Here is a 22488-nt window from a genome sequence, read left to right as displayed (position 1 = left end):
GAATCGTGTGATGGAGTGATGAAAGAATATAATGAAATGTATACATTTATATCAAATACACTTTTTCATTATGCAATCCATCCGAAATACATTGCTATTGGCATTGCCGCAAAAATAATGGGTACGATAATCGAAAACCCAGCACCCAAAGACTTAACAAATGGAGTATATTTCGGGTGATTCCATCCCATCGTTTGAAAAGCACTTTGGAAACCATGTAATAAATGGTAGCCCAGAGAAATGCAACCCAACACATAAACAACAACAACAATTGGGTTTTCAAAAACTTCTTTCATTTCACCGAAAAGAGTTTCTCTTCCACTTGTAATCTCATCAGTAAAACGGCTAACTACCCAAAAATGACGAAGGTGAATAATTAGGAAAATTAGTAATAATGAACCTAAAAGGCCCATAGAACGTGAGTACCATGTAGAATTAGCTTCTCCTTTTACGACAGCATATTTTACAGGACGCTTCTCTGAATTTGTTTTCCACAGCATTAATCCATCCACAATGTGGATAATAAAGCCTAGCATTAAGCCTACCTCAGCAGTCCTAATTAGCCAGTTGTGTGCCATAAATTCTGCTGCTTCATTGAAAGTTTCGCCACCGTCGTTTAAAAAAATACATGCATTGATTCCACAGTGAACCACAAGAAAACCTATCAACGATAATCCCGTAATGGCCATCAGTAGTTTTCTACCCAGTGAACTCGTTAGTGTTTTTGTTACCCAAGACATCTTTTAATTGTTTTAGTTATCATTAAAAAGGTTAATAGTTTTAGGTGAGTAGATAATAACTATGGGTGAATTTGATTTTTTGAAAGGATAAATGTCACGAATAATTAGTATCTAGTATTTTAAAACTAAATATCCTCCCCAAAACTACGACCCAAACGATTGTGTATCAAATTATCTATCACTTTTTAGCAATTATTTATAATGTTTTTACGTTTTTTTACAATAAAATAAGACTTAGATCTTGTTTTTATTGTTAAACATTAATTTTGAAGAGCCTTCCTGTTGGTTCTTGTAATTTAACTTAATGTTCGATTTTTTGTTTCGTTAGTTAGCAAAAAAAATAATATATAACTTGTAGGCAAATCATCCGAATTTTATATTCTAAATTTTTATGAGATTTAAACAATTTTACTTTTTTGTATTAGGCCTTTTTCTGATACTGTCCACTACAGAGTCTTTCGCAACACACATGAGAGGCGGAGAAATTTCTGTAAAAAGAATTTCATCAACTTCCTTTACTTATGAGTTTACGCTGACAATTTATTGTGACTTAAACACAGGCTTTAGGGCGTGGCAAGACCAACGTGATGCGTCTTTTTGTTTTGGCGATGGTATTGGTAGTATTCGTGCTCCTCGTATCAACGGCGGTGGTAATGGGGAAGACATCGGTAACGGAATCGGGAAAGGTATTTATAAAGCAATTTATACCTATGCAGGTGCGGCAGATTATAAAGTAACTGTGGCGATTTCTAACCGAAACCAAGGCGTTAGAAATATCGGTGGGGCATCTGATGCAGTGGCCTTTTATGTTGAAACTATTTTTAAGGTGAACCCGGGATTAGGACTTAACTCTACGCCAGTGTTATTAAATCCAGCAGTGGATTTAACAGCAGTTGTTGGTCAAAAATTCATCCACAATCCTAATGCTATTGATGTTGATGGGGATAGTTTGGCGTATAAACTTACTTTTTGTAGAAGAGGTGACCAAGATAACTGTACTGATAGAAAAGGAGATTCAGTACCAGGTTTCCGTCAGCCTAATGAAGTAGCTACTACGCCAAGTAGCTTTACGATTAATGCCCTAACAGGTGATTTGATTTGGGATGTACCACAAGAAATCGGATTGTATAACTGTGCATTTTATGTAGAAGAGTGGCGAAATGGCGTATTGATTTCTATTACAGAAAGAGATATGCAAATTGAAGTAAAAGATGCTGATAACAAACCTCCAGTGATTAAAGTACCTGATGATATATGCGTGGAGGCGGGTACATTAATTAGCCAAACGATTACTGCTACTGATACGCCTTCTAACTCTGGAAGAGTAGATAATATGACAATCATCTCAACAGGAGCTGTTTATAGATTACCAGACGGTACTACTTTTATTGGGCCACAATATGCTACGTTTACTTCAACTGCTAATCAAGCCTCGCCAGCTTCTGGTAGATTTGTATGGCAAACGGGTTGTAATCATATTCGTCAAGAACCTTATGATATTCTCTTTAAAGCACAGGATTTACCACGGAGTGGGCTTATTCCTAGCTTGGTAGATAGTAAAATATGGAAGATTAGGATAGTAGCGCCAAGAATTAAAAACCTGAAAGCAACTGGCGATGCTGCCAATAAAACAATCACATTAACTTGGGATAGTTACACTTGCCAAAATGTAGGCTCTGAAATTGTTATCTACCGTAAAGAAGGTTGTACGAACTATACTCCTAACTCATGTGATACAGGCTTGCCAGCTAGTTTAGGCTATGTAGAAGTAGCGAGAGTACCTGTATCGTCAACAAGCTATGTTGATAAAAACTTAAAAAGAAATACTGATTATAGCTATAGAACAGTAGTGGTATTTACGAATGGCATTAACAAAGCTGAAAGCATTGTTTCAGACCAAACTTGTACCAACTTGCCAATACAGATGTCTGTCATGACGAACGTAACGGTAGATAAAACGGATGCTACGACTGGCGAGATGACCGTAAAATGGACTCGTCCGCTTGGATTAGATAAAAATGTTTTCAAAGGACCATATCAATATCGTTTGTCGAGAGCAACAGGATTGAACGGAACAAACTTTGTACAAGTTTCGCCAAATATTGATACTGATTTGTCGGGTAAGGCTGATACAATTTTTGTAGATAAAAACCTGAATACAACTGCTAATGCTTATACCTATCGCATTGCATTTTATTATACCAGTAATACAGGCCTAACGTTGTTGGATAGTACAGATAAAGCAAGTAGCGTGCGTTTGGCTGCAACACCTGATAAAAAGTCAGTTCGTTTGACATGGCAAGCAATAGTACCTTGGAAAAACGAAAACCAAATTCACCGAGTTTATCGAGAGACTCGTTCTGGTTCAGGCGTATTTAATCGTATTGCTGATGTGCCTGTCACTACAGCAGGGACTTTTGCCTTTACCGATACAGGGGCAGATACTTATGCTGCCGATGGAATAGCCCTTGCAAAAATGTCGCAAGATTCTAGCTATTGTTATAAGGTAGAAACAGTGGGTACTTATGGTGACGCAAGGATTAAACCTGATATCTATTATAACTTCTCGCAGATTATTTGTGCAACACCTTTGAGCGATATTGTGCCTTGTGCTCCACAATTAACAATTGATTTACTTGATTGTGATAAATACAAAAAGGATAATACCAATTGTGATTTAACATCATTCGAGAATAAATTGACGTGGACTAATCCAGATAAATCTGCTTCTGGAAGTGATTGTACGAAGGATATTGTAAAATACACGATATATTATGCTGAAAGCTCGGATGGAACTTACACGAAAGTAGGAGAGGTAACCAGCCCGACACCACCAGCTCAGACGTTTACACACATAAAAAATGATTCATATTTAGGTTGTTATTATGTGACTGCTACAGATAAATATGGTACCGAAAGTGCTCCAAGTAATAAAGTTTGCAAGGATAACTGTCCGAGTTTTGAATTGCCAAACGTATTTACGCCTAATGGTGACGGCAAGAACGATATTTTCCAAGCAATGAGATGCCCAAGATTTGTTCAAAGCGTAATCTTTAGTGTGTACAACCGTGCTGGACAAAAAGTATATGATTATACTGGACCAAAATTAGCTTGGAATGGTACTGACACTAACGGAAAAGAATTGCCAGTAGGAACTTATTTCTATAATGCAGAAGTGAAATTCTTGATGCTAGACCTTAGTTATCCAACAGTTAAATTGAAAGGTTGGATTGAGTTATTGAGATAGTATTATTGAATACATTACATCAAAAAAGGCTTGAAGTTTTAAAACTTCGAGCCTTTTTTGATGTAATATTAAAAGTTCATCAACTGCCTTTACAACCAAACGTTGAAGTCCTCATGCTACGTGAAGCGCTTATCACTAGCGAGGGACTTAAGTCCATCGCTAGTGATAAGTAGTCTGATTGTCAGTAATTTATAATGGTTCTGGTAATCAGTAAGCTCATAACTCATCGCTACCAAGCTTACTTCTTCTTCAAGCTTGCTAAGAACTCAATTAAATCTACAGCCTCTTCTTTACTCATTCCGTCCATCAATCCCGTAGGCATCATTGAATTATTCATCATCTTCATTGATTTTACAGCACTGGTTTTGATATTCTGAACAATTCCTCCAGGCATTTTCAAACTAATATCTGTTTCAGTTTTTGAAGCAATGATACCACTCATAGTTGAACCATCCTTCATTTTAATGTCCCATCCTTCATAGCCAAAACCAATACCTGCATCTGGATACATAATGGCAAAATACTGACCATCTTTCCCTAGTTTTGACCCAATTTCAGAAAGCTTTGGCCCAAAATCCATCCCATCTCCATTTACTTGATGACATACCGAACAATTGCTAGCAAATACAGCAGCTCCCTTTTTAGCATCGCCCGTTAAAGCAACCAATTCTGTTACAGGAGGTAGTTTTTTAGCCGTACTTGTTGATGCTCCTAAATATTTTGATGCTTCAATGCGTACATTTCTACGCCAAGCTTTACTAACACCCTCTACGGCAAAAGGAATATAATCTTTCTCAATTTTACCTTCTTTCAAATATGCTAAAATCAAATTTTGTCCGCTGTCGCTATCGCCAATAGCTCGTGTGGCTTCGCGACGAATGCTCACTGAACGTGTTTTATTAAGCATCAAACCCTTCAGAACGTCTATCGATACTTGTCCACCATTTGATTTAATACCGTTTAATAATTGAAGTGCCAACACTTCTTTTTTAGGGTCATTGATGATTTGTTTTACCATGATTAACCCTTCTGGAGATTTGATCAATGCTTCTGCTGCCTGACGAGGCATCTCGCCTTTACTGACCATGCTTAACAAGCGTGAGTTTTCCTCGGGTAACAAATATTTAGTTTGTAGTTCTATGTATTCTTTCCCGCTCAATGTACTCAATAATTTACTAAGCGATTGTTTGGCTAGGGGAGAGGTTCTTACAAAGTCTACATCTAAATGGTTTAACGCAAGTTTATTAATGGCGTTTTGGTCAGTAGCATTGCCTTTTAATAATGATAGTAAGGTTTCAGATTTCTCTTTGCCTTTAATAAAATCAAAAGCCCTGAAATAGCGTAAGCGTTCTTTTAAGCTGATATGACTATCAGTTGCCAAGCTAGCCAAAAACTTGACAGATTCCGTTGTTCTAGCACGCCAAACAATGTCTTTTCCCGCTAAGGTTAACGTTGGGTCTGGTGCTTTTTTGAGGTAAGCTGCAAAGCAAGCATTCCAATTATTGTCTGCACCAATGCCTAATGCTTCAAGATACCAACGGTCTTTACCATCATACTTTGATGCTAAGTCTGCCCAAATAGTAGGAACTTCAACAGAAGTATTACCATGTAGAGCAATGGCACATTCTCTCAAGATTTGTGGGTCGTTGCTAGTTGACAATTGTTTGACATACTCAATCACATTTAATTTCAACTGGCGTGCTGCCCTCAAACCTGCTATTCTAATATCTGGATTCGCATCCGCTAAAGCAATTTCTACATACTTTTTACCATCAACAATTTTACACAAAGCCCAAAAAGCACGTGCTTTCATTCTTTGGTTGTCCGATGCCCACAGTTTTAATAATTCAGGTTCAGCACTTTTGCCAAATTTAGTCAGGGCTTCCCATGCCAAATACCTTGTAGCAATATTAGGACTTGTTAAAGCCGTAATAGCACCAGTAGGAGTTGATAAATCTAAACTTGGAACGCTGTAAGGCGTATTATTAGGGGCAATTCTATAAATCCTTCCACGCGTTTGGTCACCTGCTTGGTGTCCTCCCACGCCTGGGTCATACCAGTCGGCTACGATTAATGAACCATCAGGAGCTACACAAACATCAGCAGGACGAAACCATTGGTCTTTTTCCTGTTTCATGATATTGACAATGTCAGCAGTATAGCCAGCACCCGATTTTTGAACTGGGTACGAACGCACCACATTATGCCCCGGTTCGCAGTGAATCATCTGCCCTTGAAAAGCACTTGGTAATAAATTGCCCTCATACACAATCATACCCGTTGGTGAGCCCGAACCTGTTTGTAAAAGGTTTGGTACGGTTCCAGGGTCATTTAAATGCCAGTGGCGTCTTGGTATTTCTTCTTCAATATTAGTACGATTACTTGGCCATGAAGCGTGCGTCATGGCATCTTTATAGCCAAAGTCACCATATTCCATTACATAATTAATTCTTACCCCTTTGTTACCATCATCATCATTATCCGATTGCCACATTGTGCCGTAAGAATCAATCGCTACCTCATAGTTATTTCTAAAATTTTGTCCTAAACATTCTACTTCCGAACCGTCTAAATTACAACGGAATACCATGCCCTCTTGATAGTTTTTAGGCGAAATCTCTTTGCCGAATTGGTCTTTTACAATATTACCGTTTACATCTTTTAACTGACGTCCCTCGTTTCCGAAGTTGAAATAGAGTTTACCATCTGGCCCAAAAACAAACGTGTGCATGCCGTGGTCGTGCTGTTCGCCACCAATGCCTTGAAACAAAATTTCTTTTTTATCAGCTTTGTCATCACCATCGGTATCAGTCAATTTCCAGACATAAGGACTTTGTGAAACCAATACTACATTTCCCAATACTGCAATTCCCAAAGGAGCATTCAAGGAAGCATCCTGATAGAATATTTTACTTCCATCAGCCTTTCCGTCACCGTCCTTATCTTCTAGAATAACAATTCTATCCCCTTCTTTTTTGGTTGGGTTTAGCGTAATATTTGGGCGATAATTATAAGCCTCTAATACCCAAACTCTTCCTTTGGCATCCACATCAATATCTGTGGGGTTTATCAACATCGGCTCTGTCGCAAAAGTTTTTACTGTTAATCCATCTGTCATTTTTACACCTTCCAGCGAATTATCAGGTAATCTTTTTTGAGCTTCTGTCAATACTGAATCTACATAATGATTAATAAAGCGACTGGATGGGGAATTTTGATAACCAGTTGTAAGTAATGCACCCCCAAGCAAAATTGCGGGGATTCCAAAACGAAGTTTAGTGGATAATTTATTTGACATGGAAAATATGGTTTATGAACAATAGTTTCAAAATACTTTTCAGCTAAAAGCAATATTGTCATGATTTGTACTGAATGATAAACCCGAAAATATTAAATTAGTGATATAAACTTGTACTTTGTTGTAGGTAACAGGCTAAAAAAAGAGAACTCTATAGAACTGTTTATGCTTATTTAAAGGCTATCAACTTGTCAATAAAAAGATAAGTCAGGAAAAAATACAGCCATAAAACGATGTAAAAAAGGCAAAACTGTCTGTTTTATAAAATCTGTTAGCCTATCAGAATAAGATTATATGTTAAAATTCGTTAAAACTTATTGAATACTAATGATTACGGTCTTTTTAATGACGAAATTTGACTTTGCTTAATTTCTGATTAACAAATACAAGTATTGATTTTCAAACTCCCAAAAATTACTTAACTTTGCGAACTTATGCAGAGAACTCACAAATTTTTATTATTTATACTGTTTGCTTTGACCCTCAGTGCGTGTAGCAATTTCGAAAAAATCAGAAAGATGACTGATGAGAAGAAAAAGTATGACGCAGCTATTCGTTTTTTCAAGAAAGGTCAATACGACAAAGCAAGCATACTCTTTGAGGAATTGTTGCCAATTTTAACGGGAACAGACCAACAAGAAATCGCTACGTTTTATCAAGCTTATTGCGATTATCACACTGGCAATTACGAAATGGCAAATTTCCATTTCAAACGTTTTGCTGAAACTTTTGCGAGAAGCGAATATTATGAGGAAGCAGTATATATGTCTGCCTATTCATTATATAAAAACTCTCCGCAGTTCAATCTTGACCAAAGCGGGACGATTACAGCCATTAATGAGTTGCAAAACTTTATTAATAACTACTCAGACAGCAAGTTTAGAGAAGAAACTTCTGATTTGATTAAGGAGCTAAGAAAGAAATTAGAGAAGAAGTCTTACGAAAAAGTAAAGCTTTATTATAAAACCAGTGAATTCAATATTGCTTCTTTGAAGTCTGCTGTGATTGAAATCAATAACTTTCAGAGAGATTACCCAGATTCAGATTTTAATGAAGAGCTAGCGTATTTGAAAGTTCAATCACAATTTGATTTGGCTCAAAGTACCATTGAAAGTAAACAAAAAGAACGTTTTGATGATGCTATTAAGTATTATCAAGATTTAGTGGATAAATATCCTAAGAGTGACTTCTTGAAAAAAGCCGAGAAATTATATGACATCAGCTTTAAAGAAAGTGACAGAATTGCAAAACTTGAAGCCGAGTACAAAGCCGCTAGAGACAAAGAGAAATCTAATACGTCTAAAGTGGGTGCTGGCGACAAACAGAAGTAATCAGTATTTTATTGAAAACATTTAACAAGAAACAGTAGAACAACCAAAGATATGGCAACGAATCCATCAATCATTACCAGAGACGTAGATAAACTCGCTATTAAAGCAGGAGGAAATACGTATGAAGCCGTAGCAATCATCTCGAAACGTGCAAGACAAATTGCTTTGAAGTCTAAAGAAGAATTGAACAATAAATTATCAGAGTTTGCTTCTTCAGTAGATAACTTAGAAGAAATTTTTGAAAATCGTGAGCAAATTGAAATTTCAAAATTCTATGAGCGTTTGCCAAAGCCAACTTCATTAGCTATCGACGAATTTATGGAAGATAAATTCACTTTCGTTTTGCCAAAACATGATGAAGGTTCGGAAGACTAGGAGTTTTCTATCAATTATTAATCAAAAAGGTCAGATGTTTTACATTTGACCTTTTTGATTTTGATTAAGTTTGTATCCATAAACCAGTGTTGAATAAGATGCTTAAAAGCAAGAAAATATTATTAGGTGTTTCGGGGAGCATTGCTGCTTATAAAATTGCGATACTCACTAGGCTTTTGGTGAAAGAAGGGGCAGCGGTAAAGATTGTAATGACAGATGCCTCTAAAGAATTTATTACACCACTTACCTTATCGACACTCTCAAAAAATCCAGTTTTGTCAGCTTTTGTAAAAGATGAAACTGGGCAATGGAATAATCACGTTGATTTAGGCTTATGGGCAGACGTGATGCTAATTGCCCCCGCAACAGCACACACGTTGGCTAAATGTGCGAATGGCATTTGTGATGATTTGTTGACTGCGGTTTATCTTTCGGCTAAATGTGAAGTTTATTTTGCCCCTGCCATGGACTTGGATATGTACAAACATCCGAGCACTGTATCAAACCTTGCAAAGCTGACTGAATATGGAAGCCACATCATCAAGGCAGGCTATGGGGAATTAGCCAGTGGCTTAGTAGGAGATGGGCGTATGGCCGAACCCGAAGAATTACTGGAAGTCCTGCAAAAACATTTTTCGATCAATCCTGTATTAGCCAACAAAAATATACTGATTACCGCAGGACCAACCCAAGAATCCATCGATCCTGTTCGTTTTATCAGTAATCATTCTACAGGAAAAATGGGCTATGCCCTTGCGAACAAACTAGCCAAAGCGGGTGCAAAAGTAACGCTAGTAAGCGGACAAGTAGCTTTGAAAAAACCAGACGAAAGCATCAATTTAATAAAAGTACATTCAGCCCAAGAAATGTATGTTGCTACGCAGGCAAATTTTGAAGAAGCAGACATCATTATTTTGGCGGCGGCCGTGGCTGATTATACACCTGCGATAGTGGCAGATAAGAAAATAAAAAAGAAAGAAGATACGTTTAGTATAGAGCTTGTCAAGACGACCGATATTGCCAAAACTTTGGGGAAACAAAAACGTTCAGACCAATTGATGATTGGCTTTGCCTTGGAGACGGATAACGAAGTTGACAATGCAAAAGGAAAAATCAAGTCTAAAAATCTTGATATGATTGTCCTGAATTCCTTACAAGATGCTGGTGCAGGCTTTGGGCACGATACTAACAAGATAAGCATTATCAAAAAAGATGATAGCATCATTGAGTTTGATTTGAAATCAAAACAAGATGTAGCTCAGGACATTATAGACGCCATCATCAATACCATGATGAGTGAATAGAAAGTAAATGAATCAATTTCGAAAAATAGCATTGATGAAAAATAGCATTACATATTATACTTTTTATAAATATACACTTTGTTGGGTGATGGCTCTGATGGGAATGTTGGCTTTGTCACAGCCCCTACAAGCCCAAGAGATTAATTGTAGAGTAACGATTTCTACAGACCAAATACAGGTAAATGAACAGCGTGGTGCTACACAGATTTATACAGAATTGCAGAATGTCATGCAAGAGTTTATGAACAACCGTCGTTGGACAAATGATAACTTTGCACCTGAAGAGAAAATCAATTGTTCATTAGCCTTGATTATTACTAAAGCTACTGCCACTGGAGACTATGAAGCCAACGCTCGTTTTCAGGTTACTCGTCCCGTATATGGTTCTGCTTATGAAACTGTCATTTTAAATTATGTAGATAGAAATTTCGTATTCAAATATATCTCAGGCACGCCCCTTACTTATAATGATAATAATTATAACGACAACCTAACGCAGATATTAGCCTTTTATGCCTACATAGCTTTGGCTTATGATTATGATTCCTTTGAAAAAATGGGAGGTATCAATGCCGCCCAGAAAGCATTGAACGTAGTGAATTTAGCACAAAATGCAGGCGGAGGTTGGTCGTCTTCAAATGATATACGTAGTAGATATTGGGTAGCCGAAAATATGTTGAATCAACAGCTACAAAGCCTACGTGAGGGCTTCTATACTTATCATCGCATTGCGATGGATAATTATGCTACTGACCCGGCAGCTAGTAGAAAACAAATAACGGAATACTTGAATACCATTAAGCAGGTAATTCAGAACCGCCCTGGGCAAATTTGGTATCGCCTTTTCTTTGAAGCAAAATCTGCGGAATTATTGAATATCTATGGTGATGCTCCGCTAGATGAAAGGAAAAAGATAGTGCCATTGCTTACTTCGCTTGATCCTAATAATTCTGAAGCATACAGGAAACTGAGTAAATAATACAGAAGGACTTTAAGATAATGGTTCCCCACAATGAGGACAAAACTTAAAGTCCTTTTTATCTTGTTTAGAAGATTTTATATGTTCATTAAAGCCTGATACAAAAATACCCGTTGGCAAGGCGAACATCGCAACACCTGCTACTGCAACGATGCCCCCTAATAATTTTCCGAGTGGTGTAATGGGATAGGCATCTCCATATCCTACCGAAGTAATCGTAGTAACGCCCCACCAAATAGTAGCTGGAATACTTGAAAAAATATTTGGTTGTGCTTGGTTTTCGATATAATACATCGTAGCAGACGAAATCAGTAATGTAAATATAAAAAAGACAAAACTTAAGATAAGTTCTTCTCGTTTTTCTTTAAATACACTTTCAATTACTTTTAAGGCATGTACATATCTTGAAAATTTGAATAGCCTGAATATTCTGAATAAACGAAGTATCCTGATTAAGCCAGTATCCGACGTGAAATTAGATAAATAGAAAGGCATAATTGCCAGTAAATCAATCAATGCCCCTGCTGAAAACATATAACGGATTCGGCCCCAAAGAGGATGACGATATTTTTCATTCTCAACACACACCCACAGCCGAACGATATATTCTATTGTAAAGAAGATAACAGAGAAGTATTCAAAATCACTGAAGAAAGAAACAAAATCATGCCTTAGGCTTTTTACCGAATGCAAAATGATAGCAAAGGTGTTCAGAGAAATCGTTGTTAATAAAATAGCGTTGAATACTAACGAAGCAGTGCTTTTTTTACCTCGTGTTACTTCTAATACTTTATAGATTTCTTTTCTAGACCAATTGCTATTCATTTGATAAAATGATTTGGTAGTGTTACAGAATGTATGCTCAGTTCTGAGTTAAATCACAAGAGGGCAATAACTTTGTAGAATGTCTTACTTTCTAGTCAAAGTACATTGCCCTCATTGCCAAACACCAAAAGTAAAAAAGAATGGTGTAAATGGCAACGGTCAGCAAAACTTTTATTGCAAAGATTGTCGCAAACAATTTCAATTTGTATACAAATATCAAGGAGCAAATCCACGCATTAAAAAGCAAGTTTGTGAAATGGCTATGCGTGGCAACGGTATTCGTGATACAGCAAATATATTGAAAATGAGTTCAGTAACAGTAATTCTTGTGCTAAGGTTGTGGTTTAAAACTCATCATGAACCTTGTTTTGAGGGAACGTATGAGCGTGTAATTATTGACGAAATGTAGAGTTGGGTTGGTAAACGTAAGGAATCAAAAGGTGGATTTGGTACGCCTACTGTGCCGATACTCGCAAGATTTTAGCGTTTCAAATCGGTAAACGAAACGATAAAACCTGTCAAAAGCTATTCAAAAAACTAAGTCATTTGACCATAAAACATTACTATACTGATGACTGGCGGTCTTACAAAAAACATATTCCACCTGAAAAACACACAATTTCAAAAGCTAAGACTCAAAAGATAGAGAGACAAAACCTCAATTTTAGAACTCATTTGAAGAGATTATGTCGTAAAACTATCTGTTTTTCAAAAAAGGATGATATGCACTATGGGTTTATAAAAACTTACATATAGCTTAAAAATGCCGCAATCTAACAGCATACATTCTGAAACACTACCTAATATTTTAATGATTCCTTACAGCTTTTTGCTAATGAAGCTGTTTGAACTTTCCCTTTCGGGTTAAACTAAGTCTTTTAGAATAGCTTGTTCCAAAATTTACTCAACGTAGCGATACTATGGTTAGCAAATTTTGAAGAAATCAATTCAAAAATACAATACTTTCACCTCAGAAACTGAAAGTTTAAACAGCTTCAATATGTTGCTTCTAAATCGCCATTTTATTTCAAGCTTTTCTTGAAGTAACAAAGAGTTTTCACGAACTATTAAAATGAGGTTAGGCCCTGTCTTACAATAAGCACTTTTACAAAATTGAACTATTTTTGTAAAAAATATTAAAATAAATTTGCATTTCACTCAAAATAAATTTTATTTTGAGTGAAATTAACTTATATAGAACAGAATAGAACAGAATAACAATTTATAAAACTTAATATTATATAAGAATAATACAAAAACGTAATTTTAATATTACACATAAGCAGAAATTTTACAATTAACGTCATATATATAATTTGAAAAAATAAATACTGATTCTACTTACGGAAATAATTATATATTAAAAAGTTTATTTTGTGATTTTATTAGTTACATTTGAGTGAAAAAACATTAAAATTTCAACAATTTATTGACTTATATTTATTTAGATTTATATTTTCTTCAATAATTAAATTTGGCTTTTATTGAAAATACAAGTAATCAGCTCGAAGAGAATTTAATTCCCAAATTGATAAAAGTAAGTTTCTCATACCGATTATAATATCGCGATATCCTTAATAATCGCACACTACTTCATTTAATCAGACAATCCTTGCCATATAGTAGTTGAAAGCCTCAATACCTAACCTTGCTACGCAACAATTATATTATTTTCTATGGACATTATAAATATTTCTTGATTCAGCATTGCTTTTTTATTTTTTAACTTCTAAAACAATCATGTTTAAAACAACAAAAAACACACTGAAAATCAGTGTAGCCGTAATCTCAGTAGCTTTGGCAAGCTGCAGTACAAATACAAATGATGATGTAATTTCAAATGTGGAAGCAACATCAAATCCCAGCAAAAGTGCAAAAGTTAGTGCCATTGCTAATCCAAATTGGAAAACTGGTGGTAAATTATTTGAGCAGGGAGCTGGTGGTTCTTATGAATCTGTTGCTGTAAAAGATCCATCATTGGTTTATGATGGGGGCAAATGGCACGTATTTTATACAGGAACAGACGGCAATCAGTGGAAAATGGGATATGTAAATGCAGCCTCATTATTCAATATGAAAAGTGAGCCACGTAGATTTATGAGTTCATTGAATGGTGGTGGATATTTCTGTGCACCGCAAGTATTTAATTTCCCCGCAAAAGGTAAGTGGTTTCTTATTTACCAATCAGGTTTAGGTGCTACCTATTCTACCAATTCAAGTGTTTCTAATTATGGGGGCTGGGCTGCTGGTAAAGGATTGGGCTTTAATGATGGTATTGACTTCTGGTGTATTGCAGATAATAACTATGTTTATTGTTTCTATTCAGCCCAAGATGGTTCAAGCACCATTAAAAGAAGAAGAACTACCATTGCAAATTTCCCAAGTGGGTGGTCTGCACCAACCGTAGCTGCAAGTAATACTTTTGAGGCACCCCATGTTTATAAAAATAAAGCGGATGGCAAATTCTATATGATGGTAGAAGATATTACCAGACATTTTGAACTTTGGACTGCAAATACTTTGGATGGAACATGGACTAAGGTTTCAGAAGAATGGGCAATTAAATCAAGATTGACCGAAAATAATGGTCACTGGACAGACCAAGTATCGCATGGTGAAATTTTACGGTCAGGTAGTAATCAGTTGATGGAAATCAATAACATAGACCGTTGTGAAATATTCTTTCAAGGCGTAGTAAATGGCAGTTATGGAGATTATATCAGAATACCTTATGATTTAGGTTTAATGCAAAACTTCTAAATCTTTATTTCCTGAGCTGTTATCGTATTCGTTAGGAAGTAAATAATGTTATTTTAAATCTGAAAAACTTATGTAACTAATTGATAATAAATATCTTATGTACATCCTTTAACTTGACAACTTATTGACTTAAAATTTAACAACTACTTAGAAGAAAGGTATGCAATAGCGAATATATAAACTGCTTTTCAAACATTATCTAAAACTATTCAAAACAATCCAAAAAAGACATGAAAATTAATACAACAATTTTACTAATGAAGCATTTTGTAGTGCTTACATTAATCACAATGACTTCTTACACTGCTCAAGCTCAATTGGGTAGATGTAAAGGAAAATATTTTGGTAATATTATAGCAGGTAACGTACCTGGAAATTATGGTACATTCTGGAATCAGGCAACTTGTGAAAATGCCTCAAAGTGGGGTTCAATAGAAGGCACAAAGGGTGTTTATAACTGGACAGGTTCTGATCTTGCCTACAACTGGGCTAAGAACAATGGTGGTTTATTTAAGTTTCATACCTTGGTATGGGGAGCACAAACTCCTGGTTGGGTGGCTACTGCCAGCACTGCTACTTTGACGGCTTCGGTTAGAGATTTTATCAATGCCGCGGCTGCTCATTACAATCCTTTGGGAGGATTAAAGATGATTGATGTACTGAACGAACCCGTAAATACACCAATGACGGCAAATCTGAGAGCGGCTCTAACGGCTGGCTATCGGGCAGAAGCTGCCAATGCTGGTGATTTGAATAATCAATATGGTTGGGCAATATGGTGCTTTCAGTTGGCTCGTAAGGCATTTCCGAATACGACATTGTTAATTAATGAATACAATGTAGAGATGAATTGGAATAATTGTAGAGCCCCTTATATTGCGATAGTAAATGCCATAAAAAATGCTCCAAATCTTACTAATGGTCAGAAAAACCTAATTGATGGTGTAGGTTTGCAATCTCATGGTATTGAAAATTTGACAGCTGCCAATTTCAAAGCCTGTATTGATGAAATTTGGAATAATACGGGTGTACCAATTCACATCACTGAATTTGACCAACCCGCAAATCCAAATGAAACAAAGCAAAGAGATGTGTTTAGTCGTCTGATTCCTGTTGCATGGGAACATCCACGAGTTGCTGGTATTACACTTTGGGGTTATGTACAAGGAACTACTTGGATTAACGGAAATGGTCAATCAGGTGCTGGTGGTACAGATAGTGGTATTATTTATGGCAATGGTGGAGATAGACCAGCCATGACATGGCTTAAATCTTATTTGGCGGGTCGTCCAACGCTTTCATGCTGCCCAGCTCCTGCACCATTTGGGGGATGTGCGGTAAGTACAAATCGCTCATTTGTGGTGAGAGCCAGAGGTACAGCTGCTGGAGCTCAACTTAGATTAACGATTAATAACGTTGCCATCAGCACATATAATTTAACAACTTCTTTTGCAAATTATACCGTATCGTCAACTGCGACAGGAACAGTACGATTAGAGGTTTTCAATGATGTAGGTACTTGGGATGTAGAAGTGGATTATTTACAAGTGAATGGAACTACATTACAAGCTGAGAATCAACCCATTAATACTTCATTATATTCTAATGGAAGATGTGGGGGTGGCGGTAGTAGCCAAATGATGAATTGTAATGGATATATTGAATTTGCATCGGCGGGTGCCCGTATTGAAGCTGTTTCAGAAGTGAATTCAGAAATTTCTGCTGATGATATTCAACTAAATATTTTCCCGAATCCTGTGATAAATGGATATACCAATGTTGAGTTTTATAATGAAAAAGAACAAGATATTAATATTAATCTGTATGGTTCGGAAGGAAGAGTAGTTAAGAATTTAGCTTCTCAAAAATATGAAGTTGGCACTCACACCATTAGTGTTGATTGTTCTCAACTTACAACAGCTTTCTATTATTTAGTGTTAGAGAAAGAAAGTGGAAGGGTTACTAAAAAAATATATATCCAAAGATAACTTAGAAAGTTTAGCATCAACCTCCTGAGTTAATTTGCCCAGAAGGTTATGACACAACCTAAGTTTTATGGAGCATTTATTCTTTGGGTGATTGAACATTGTAAAATTGTATCAGTCTAACAAGGAACGAATGCTCTATATTTTTTTACTTATTTTCCCAAATCCTGATAATACCGCATCATTTCTATACAGTCAATTCCCATTCCCGTAGCAGGGCTTTTCTTGTTGGTATAACTAACTGAAAATCAATATTTTGTATTAAAATTAATCCCTAAATATGCACTAATTTGATATATTTTAGGGATTTTTGCATTTTGGATGTGCTAACAAAATTAAAATTTAGCTTCTTTTTTGGATATATTCTTTGAGAGACAGATATTTGGTTGAAATTAAAAGAAAGTTCCAGTTCCATAGAAATTTTCGAGTTGAGTAAATTGTCATTTGAGTGATTCTCATTCACCAAAATTGACGAATAACCTCTTTAGCTACATTGTACAAAGTGATTCATTTTTAATGTAATACCTTTGTTCTTTAAAATTAATACCAGTGCGAAATATTATAAATAATCTTCGGGTTTTATCCTTTTGGCTTTTAGCTCTTGCCATAATCTTTCAATAATGTTAAGATGTGGTGAATATTGAGACAGATAAAAGATGTAAAGCCCACGTTTTTGCCAAAACTTAATCCGTTCCGCTTCGGCTCTTAGATTTGTGTATTAAATTTTTCCAAGAATTTGACAAATGTCCTTGGTTAATTTGTGTGATGATTTCAAAAGTACCATTCGGCAACTTTGGCGAAAAGCATGACTATCTCCAGTTTTGTATCCATGCTCTAATTCCAATCGTTGTTCGGTCGTTAATATGATTGTCAGTTTTCTGCCCATAAAATTATAATTATAGACAAATTTAATAATGAAGCTGTTTAAACTTTCCCTTTCGGGTTAAACTAAGTCTTTTAGCATAGCTTGTTCCAAAATTTACTCAACGTAGCGATGCTATGCTTCACAAATTTTGAAAAAATCAATTCAAAAATACAGTACTTTCACCTAAGAAATGGAAAGTTTAAACAGCTTCAATATCAATTTATTTATTCCAAATACTTAAAACTAATTAGCATTTATAAAAGAAAGGACACTTGTATATTAAACTCATTACGCACAACTCATACTTCTTCTACTTGTAATTGTTTTTCGTAAAGTTCTCTGTACACATTATTGGCATTCATCAGTTCTTCATGGGTACCTTGTTCTATGATATTCCCATCGTCGAGCATGATGATTTTATCTGCTAATTTGGCAGAAGAAACCCTGTGCGAGATAATGACTGATGTTCGGCCTTTCATAATTTCTTGTAGATTATTCAAAATCTGATTTTCAGTTTTGGTATCTACGGCTGAAAGGCAATCATCCAATATTAATATTTGGGGTTCACGTGCGATGGCACGTGCAATAGATAAGCGTTGTTTTTGTCCGCCAGATAAAGTTACACCTCTTTCTCCTAAAACCGTATCAAACCCTTCAGGAAAATCTATCACATTATTGTATAAATCAGCATCTTTGGCGGCTTTAATGATGGTTTCATCAGTCATGTCACTACTTCCAAAACTCACATTGTTTCGGATAGAGTCTGAAAACAAGAAAACATCTTGAGGCACATATCCAATTTGTGAACGATACATATTTACATTCAAGCTTTTGATGGGCAAGTTGTCAATATTTATTTCTCCTGCGGAGGCATCATACATTCTACAAAGCAAATTGGCTACCGTACTTTTCCCAGAGCCTGTAGTGCCTAAAATAGCAATAGATTCGCCAGGCTTAATCGTCATAGAGAAATCCTTTAAAGCCACAATCCCCGAATCTGGATAAGTGAAGTTAACGTTTTTCATTTCAATAGCCCCTTCAACAGTATGACGAATATCTTCTTTTGAAACAATATCAGTTTTTATATTCAAAAACTCATTGATTCTTTGCTGAGAAGCTGCCGCTCGTTGTATTTGCGAGGTTGTCCAGCCCAAGGCAATCATTGGCCACGTCAGCATATAGACATACAAAATAAATTCGGTGATGCTCCCAGCGGTAAGTCTGCCAGCCATTACTTCTAAACCACCCACATATACTACTATCACAGAACTAAGACCAGCCAATACCGAAACCAATGGTGTAAAGAGGGAATCTACTTTGACTAAATCTAATGATTTTTCCCGATAAACGTTGGCTTGTTTGGTAAAAGCTATTGTTGATGGTTCTTCTTGTACAAAAGCCTTCAAAACTCTAATACCCGAAAAGGCTTCTTGGGTAAAAGTAGAAATCTTAGATAAGTTTGCTTGAATCTGTTCAGATTTTCGCATGATGATGGTATTGACAAAGTATATACTACCCGATAAAAAAGGAACAGGCAATAATACATACCAAGTAAGTTTCTCGTTGACGGAAAGCATGTACCAAACCACTAGAATAAACACTGAAATAAGGTTTAGCCCATACATTAAGCTAGGACCCACATACATACGTACTTTATTGACGTCTTCTGAAATACGGGCCATCAAATCGCCAGTGTTGTTCTTTCTATAGAAACTCAGTGGAAGAGTCTGATAATGCTGATAGATTTCGTTCTTTAAGTCGAACTCAATATGGCGGGACATTACGATGAGAGTCTGGCGTACTAAAAAAAGGAAGAATCCTTTTAATAAAGCCAGCACCATAATTAATGAACCATACAACAAGATTGAAAAGGCAAAGAATTCATAGACCATTTTTTGCGAAGCAAAGCCATCATACAGAAAGTATAAATCGATGGTTTCTTTGACCAAATCAAGCGCATAGCGGACAATTTGAGCTGGAACTACACCAAAAAGATTGGAAATGAAAGTAAAAAGTGTACCTAGAATAAGGTACCATTTATATTTAAGAAAGTATTGGTTGAGATGCTTTAGGGATTTCATATTTCAATAACCAATGGAAGAAAGTAAAGGTTTCATCCATTAAGCACTTTTAGTATTCAGTAAAATTATCATTTATATTGAAAATTTTGTGCTTGAATAATGCTTTTTTCTTTAAAAAATGCTAATTTTGCACCCTCTTTGGATAAAGTAATATTACTTTACCAAAGCTTCACTACCAAAACGTTCTTTCTAAATTACCCAATGGTAAACAGACGACTTCTCCGAACAAAGGCATTTCAAAGCCTTTATGCCTTCCGCCAAGCGGAACGTGCTGATTATCAGTTAGCATTTGACCAAATTGCTGATTCTTTTCTCCCAAATCTTGACTTAATGATTCCTAAAGAGCAACAAATGCTAAAGCTAGATGCTTTGCGTAAGTTGGCTGAACAACGTTTTGAGGAGCTATTTAATCTGAAATCGACAGATGATACCATTCCTGCTGAGGCTAAAAATGCAGCAAGACATGCCCTTGAATCATATAAAAGTTATGTAAAAAAAGACAAAGCTACGATTACTGATAACATGGTAGCGGAGGTGGAAGGAGTATATGATGCTTATCTGAAAATGCTTCAATTGTTGTTGGAAATTACTGAAATTGCCGTTTGGGATGAGCAACGTCGTTTAGTTGAAACAGACCACCGTACGTCAAGATTAGCCAGAAATCAAGTATTGATGGCTTTGAAGAATTTACCGATGTTTACTACGGGTATTATCAGGAGCAATGCTAAGTGGGGAGAAGAAGACCAAAACCTTTTGCGTAAACTTTTCTTAGAAGCAATCTTGCCTGATACAACTTTCCAATCGTACCTTCGTATAACAAAACATACTTTTGAGGAAGATTTGGCGTTGGTTCAGTATCTTGTAAAAACTTTCATACTGAAACATCACCTCATTGCTGATTATTTTGAGGAAAAAGACCTAAATTGGAACGAAAATAAGGATGTGCTTAAAAGCCTTTGTGTAAAGACTTTTAAGATTGAGAAAGTGGAGGATTTGGCATTACAGCCTTTGGCATTAAATTGGGACGAGGATAAGCATTACTTCGTAGACCTTTTTAATAATGTGTTGGATAACGATGAATCGTATGAGAAAATCATTACCGACCAAACACAAAACTGGGAAGGCGACCGTCTGGCGATGACAGATATGCTTATCTTAAAGTTGGGTTTGGCAGAAATGATTCATTTTACGAGTATTCCAGTAAAAGTATCAATCAACGAATACATTGAATTGGCAAAAAACTATTCAACCCCAAAGTCAGGGCAGTTTATAAATGGTTTATTAGACGTACTTTCGCAGAAATTACAGAAAGAAGGAATCATCAGAAAGTCGGGACGAGGATTGATTGATAATAAATAATGATTATTTGAACAACGCAACAGGCATAATCTATAAATTTGATTTTTTAACCGATAACTTGCAATACAATGAGTAAATCATCAAAAACATTTTGGGCATTCATGACTGGAGCTGCCGTTGGAGCTGCCTTAGGAATTCTATATGCACCTGATAAAGGAGAAAATACCCGTAACAAACTGTTTTATCAACTTCAAAAGTATCGTGACCAACTACAAGGTTTAATTTCAGATTTGATTGATGGAAAAGAAATTCCTGAAACAATGGCAAAATCTGAAGGTAAGAAAGTAGTAAATGAAGCACGTGAAAAAGCAGAACGTTTATTGGAAGATGTAGAAAGCATGATGAGTCAGATTAAAGCTAAAGCCTAATTTTGAAATTAATTCGAATATTCATCGTATGAAAAAAGCAATCATTTTGGCATTGGGTATTAGTGTTTTTTTTGCTTGTCAAAATAAACAAAAGAACGATAGCCAGACAATGGCAGACTCTGTCTCTGCCTATAAACCGACAAGTGATAAATTCCCTGTGATGCAAGCTGATTCACAATCGGTAGATTTAGGTGTAATTACACAAGGTGATACCATTATTCACATTTATAAATTTAGAAATACGGGTAATATGCCATTAGTGCTAAGTAGTGTAAATGCATCTTGTGGTTGTACTACACCTTCGTACTCTACTTCACCAGTTCAACCGGGTGAGCAAGGCTTTATTAAGGTAAAATTTGATAGTAAAGGCAAAGAAGGAAAGCTTAGTAAAACAGTAACAGCGATAGCAAATACGACTCCTGCCGAAAATACTTTTTCTTTTAAAGTAGAGGTACTAAAGAAATAGTAAGACTCCAAAGAATATTTAATCAAACAAAAAACAAATATGTTTAACAGTATTTTATTACAAGGAATGCTCGGTGGAGGTGGTGCATCTTCTCTTTTATTAATTGGTGGTATGTTCGTTGTCATGTATTTTTTCATGATTCGTCCTCAACAAAAAAAACAGAAAGAGCAACAAGCATACGTTGATGCATTAAAGGCTGGCGATAAAGTAGTAACGATTGGTGGTTTGCACGGTACTGTTACTTCTGTAAGAGAAAAAACAGTTGTATTAGAAGTAGATTCAAGCAAAGGAGTAAGAATGGTGTTTTTGAAAACAGCCATTTCTAAAGACTCTTCTGCGCAGATTGGCGAATAAAATTTGTCATTTCCTTAATTGAAGAGATTGTTAAAAGAAAAGAACACTAAATATTCTTTGACTTTCAACCTCACCCCCAGTCCCTCTCCTTCAGAGAGGGGAGCTTTTGAACTCAAAAAGCCCCTTCTCTGAAGGAGAATGGGTTGGGGAT

General features: G+C 36.0%; 18 protein-coding genes. 13 read left to right on the top strand and 5 right to left on the bottom strand.

All coding sequences use genetic code 11. The features are described 5' to 3' along the window. Window positions 1-68: 68 nt before the first annotated feature. Window positions 69-740, bottom strand: coding sequence for a succinate dehydrogenase cytochrome b subunit (locus VB264_RS00335; RefSeq protein ID WP_323246033.1), 672 nt, complete (start codon window positions 738-740; stop codon window positions 69-71). Window positions 741-1131: 391 nt separating this feature from the next. On the opposite strand from VB264_RS00335, the gene VB264_RS00330 reads away from it, so the two are divergent. After that, the gene (locus VB264_RS00330) at window positions 1132-3987 is read left to right on the top strand and encodes a T9SS type B sorting domain-containing protein (RefSeq protein ID WP_323246032.1); all 2856 of its coding nucleotides are present in this window, start codon (window positions 1132-1134) and stop codon (window positions 3985-3987) included. Window positions 3988-4225: 238 nt separating this feature from the next. Here the strand turns inward: VB264_RS00330 and VB264_RS00325 are convergent, their stop codons facing one another. After that, the gene (locus VB264_RS00325; protein WP_323246031.1) at window positions 4226-7285 is read right to left on the bottom strand and encodes a PVC-type heme-binding CxxCH protein; all 3060 of its coding nucleotides are present in this window, start codon (window positions 7283-7285) and stop codon (window positions 4226-4228) included. A 434-nt stretch (window positions 7286-7719) separates the two neighbouring features. Here VB264_RS00325 and VB264_RS00320 point away from each other — a divergent pair, with 434 nt between their 5' ends. The 4 genes from VB264_RS00320 to porD all read left to right on the top strand — a co-directional run bounded on the left by VB264_RS00320 (window position 7720) and on the right by porD (window position 11274). Further along, window positions 7720-8616, top strand: coding sequence for an outer membrane protein assembly factor BamD (locus VB264_RS00320; RefSeq protein WP_323246030.1), 897 nt, complete (start codon window positions 7720-7722; stop codon window positions 8614-8616). 51 nt (window positions 8617-8667) lie between these two features. Then, window positions 8668-8991 carry a DNA-directed RNA polymerase subunit omega gene (locus tag VB264_RS00315; protein WP_323246029.1) on the top strand — a complete coding sequence of 108 codons (324 nt, stop codon included), beginning with the start codon at window positions 8668-8670 and terminating at the stop codon, window positions 8989-8991. Between the two features lie 98 nt (window positions 8992-9089). Beyond that, complete coding sequence (gene coaBC, locus VB264_RS00310) at window positions 9090-10295, top strand: bifunctional phosphopantothenoylcysteine decarboxylase/phosphopantothenate--cysteine ligase CoaBC (protein WP_323246028.1); 1206 nt, start codon at window positions 9090-9092, stop codon at window positions 10293-10295. A gap of 34 nt (window positions 10296-10329) precedes the next feature. Continuing rightward, a complete protein-coding gene (gene porD / locus VB264_RS00305; RefSeq protein WP_323246027.1) occupies window positions 10330-11274 on the top strand; it encodes a type IX secretion system protein PorD in 945 nt (314 codons plus the stop codon). A gap of 12 nt (window positions 11275-11286) precedes the next feature. Here porD and VB264_RS00300 read toward each other — a convergent pair whose 3' ends face one another. Beyond that, window positions 11287-12099: an ion transporter gene (locus VB264_RS00300; protein WP_323246026.1), complete on the bottom strand. Its 813-nt coding sequence runs from the start codon at window positions 12097-12099 to the stop codon at window positions 11287-11289. Window positions 12100-12178: 79 nt separating this feature from the next. Between VB264_RS00300 and VB264_RS00295 the strand changes: the two genes are divergently transcribed. The 4 genes from VB264_RS00295 to VB264_RS00285 all read left to right on the top strand — a co-directional run bounded on the left by VB264_RS00295 (window position 12179) and on the right by VB264_RS00285 (window position 16847). Continuing rightward, entirely contained in the window at window positions 12179-12508 is a 330-nt protein-coding gene (locus tag VB264_RS00295; RefSeq protein ID WP_323246025.1) for a transposase-like zinc-binding domain-containing protein, read from the top strand. Window positions 12509-12531: 23 nt separating this feature from the next. After that, entirely contained in the window at window positions 12532-12855 is a 324-nt protein-coding gene (locus VB264_RS25090; RefSeq protein WP_407654638.1) for an IS1 family transposase, read from the top strand. 984 nt (window positions 12856-13839) lie between these two features. Further along, a complete protein-coding gene (locus tag VB264_RS00290) occupies window positions 13840-14859 on the top strand; it encodes a non-reducing end alpha-L-arabinofuranosidase family hydrolase (protein ID WP_323246024.1) in 1020 nt (339 codons plus the stop codon). Window positions 14860-15089: 230 nt separating this feature from the next. Next, window positions 15090-16847 carry an endo-1,4-beta-xylanase gene (locus VB264_RS00285; protein ID WP_323246023.1) on the top strand — a complete coding sequence of 586 codons (1758 nt, stop codon included), beginning with the start codon at window positions 15090-15092 and terminating at the stop codon, window positions 16845-16847. Window positions 16848-17403: 556 nt separating this feature from the next. On the opposite strand, the gene VB264_RS25085 is transcribed toward VB264_RS00285, so the two are convergent. After that, window positions 17404-17532 (bottom strand): transposase, encoded by a 129-nt coding sequence (locus VB264_RS25085; protein WP_407654637.1) that lies wholly within the window; start codon window positions 17530-17532, stop codon window positions 17404-17406. Between the two features lie 476 nt (window positions 17533-18008). Then, the gene (locus tag VB264_RS00280) at window positions 18009-19790 is read right to left on the bottom strand and encodes an ABC transporter ATP-binding protein (protein ID WP_323246022.1); all 1782 of its coding nucleotides are present in this window, start codon (window positions 19788-19790) and stop codon (window positions 18009-18011) included. Window positions 19791-19889: 99 nt separating this feature from the next. Here VB264_RS00280 and nusB point away from each other — a divergent pair, with 99 nt between their 5' ends. From nusB to yajC, 4 genes are all read left to right on the top strand, one after another. Continuing rightward, the gene (nusB, locus tag VB264_RS00275; RefSeq protein WP_323246021.1) at window positions 19890-21149 is read left to right on the top strand and encodes a transcription antitermination factor NusB; all 1260 of its coding nucleotides are present in this window, start codon (window positions 19890-19892) and stop codon (window positions 21147-21149) included. 68 nt (window positions 21150-21217) lie between these two features. Continuing rightward, window positions 21218-21517, top strand: coding sequence for a YtxH domain-containing protein (locus VB264_RS00270; RefSeq protein WP_184130374.1), 300 nt, complete (start codon window positions 21218-21220; stop codon window positions 21515-21517). A gap of 28 nt (window positions 21518-21545) precedes the next feature. After that, window positions 21546-21983, top strand: a complete 438-nt coding sequence (locus VB264_RS00265; RefSeq protein WP_323246020.1) for a DUF1573 domain-containing protein — start codon at window positions 21546-21548, stop codon at window positions 21981-21983. A gap of 39 nt (window positions 21984-22022) precedes the next feature. Beyond that, window positions 22023-22337, top strand: a complete 315-nt coding sequence (gene yajC, locus VB264_RS00260; protein WP_309914255.1) for a preprotein translocase subunit YajC — start codon at window positions 22023-22025, stop codon at window positions 22335-22337. Window positions 22338-22488: the final 151 nt, after the last annotated feature.

It is taken from the genome of Arcicella aquatica (assembly GCF_034928825.1).
Classification (GTDB): domain Bacteria; phylum Bacteroidota; class Bacteroidia; order Cytophagales; family Spirosomataceae; genus Arcicella; species Arcicella aquatica.
The sequence above is the reverse complement of the archived record's forward strand: the minus strand, read 5'-3'. Positions and strand labels throughout refer to the sequence as shown.

Bases quoted from the DNA above. Each gene is read 5' to 3' on its own strand.
- VB264_RS00335 (WP_323246033.1), bottom strand. From the start codon at position 740: ATGTCTTGGGTAACAAAAACACTAACGAGTTCACTGGGTAGAAAACTA.
- VB264_RS00330 (WP_323246032.1), top strand. From the start codon at position 1,132: ATGAGATTTAAACAATTTTACTTTTTTGTATTAGGCCTTTTTCTGATA.
- VB264_RS00325 (WP_323246031.1), bottom strand. From the start codon at position 7,285: ATGTCAAATAAATTATCCACTAAACTTCGTTTTGGAATCCCCGCAATT.
- VB264_RS00320 (WP_323246030.1), top strand. From the start codon at position 7,720: ATGCAGAGAACTCACAAATTTTTATTATTTATACTGTTTGCTTTGACC.
- VB264_RS00315 (WP_323246029.1), top strand. From the start codon at position 8,668: ATGGCAACGAATCCATCAATCATTACCAGAGACGTAGATAAACTCGCT.
- coaBC (WP_323246028.1), top strand. From the start codon at position 9,090: ATGCTTAAAAGCAAGAAAATATTATTAGGTGTTTCGGGGAGCATTGCT.
- porD (WP_323246027.1), top strand. From the start codon at position 10,330: ATGAAAAATAGCATTACATATTATACTTTTTATAAATATACACTTTGT.
- VB264_RS00300 (WP_323246026.1), bottom strand. From the start codon at position 12,099: ATGAATAGCAATTGGTCTAGAAAAGAAATCTATAAAGTATTAGAAGTA.
- VB264_RS00295 (WP_323246025.1), top strand. From the start codon at position 12,179: ATGTCTTACTTTCTAGTCAAAGTACATTGCCCTCATTGCCAAACACCA.
- VB264_RS00290 (WP_323246024.1), top strand. From the start codon at position 13,840: ATGTTTAAAACAACAAAAAACACACTGAAAATCAGTGTAGCCGTAATC.
- VB264_RS00285 (WP_323246023.1), top strand. From the start codon at position 15,090: ATGAAAATTAATACAACAATTTTACTAATGAAGCATTTTGTAGTGCTT.
- VB264_RS00280 (WP_323246022.1), bottom strand. From the start codon at position 19,790: ATGAAATCCCTAAAGCATCTCAACCAATACTTTCTTAAATATAAATGG.
- nusB (WP_323246021.1), top strand. From the start codon at position 19,890: ATGCTTTTTTCTTTAAAAAATGCTAATTTTGCACCCTCTTTGGATAAA.
- VB264_RS00270 (WP_184130374.1), top strand. From the start codon at position 21,218: ATGAGTAAATCATCAAAAACATTTTGGGCATTCATGACTGGAGCTGCC.
- VB264_RS00265 (WP_323246020.1), top strand. From the start codon at position 21,546: ATGAAAAAAGCAATCATTTTGGCATTGGGTATTAGTGTTTTTTTTGCT.
- yajC (WP_309914255.1), top strand. From the start codon at position 22,023: ATGTTTAACAGTATTTTATTACAAGGAATGCTCGGTGGAGGTGGTGCA.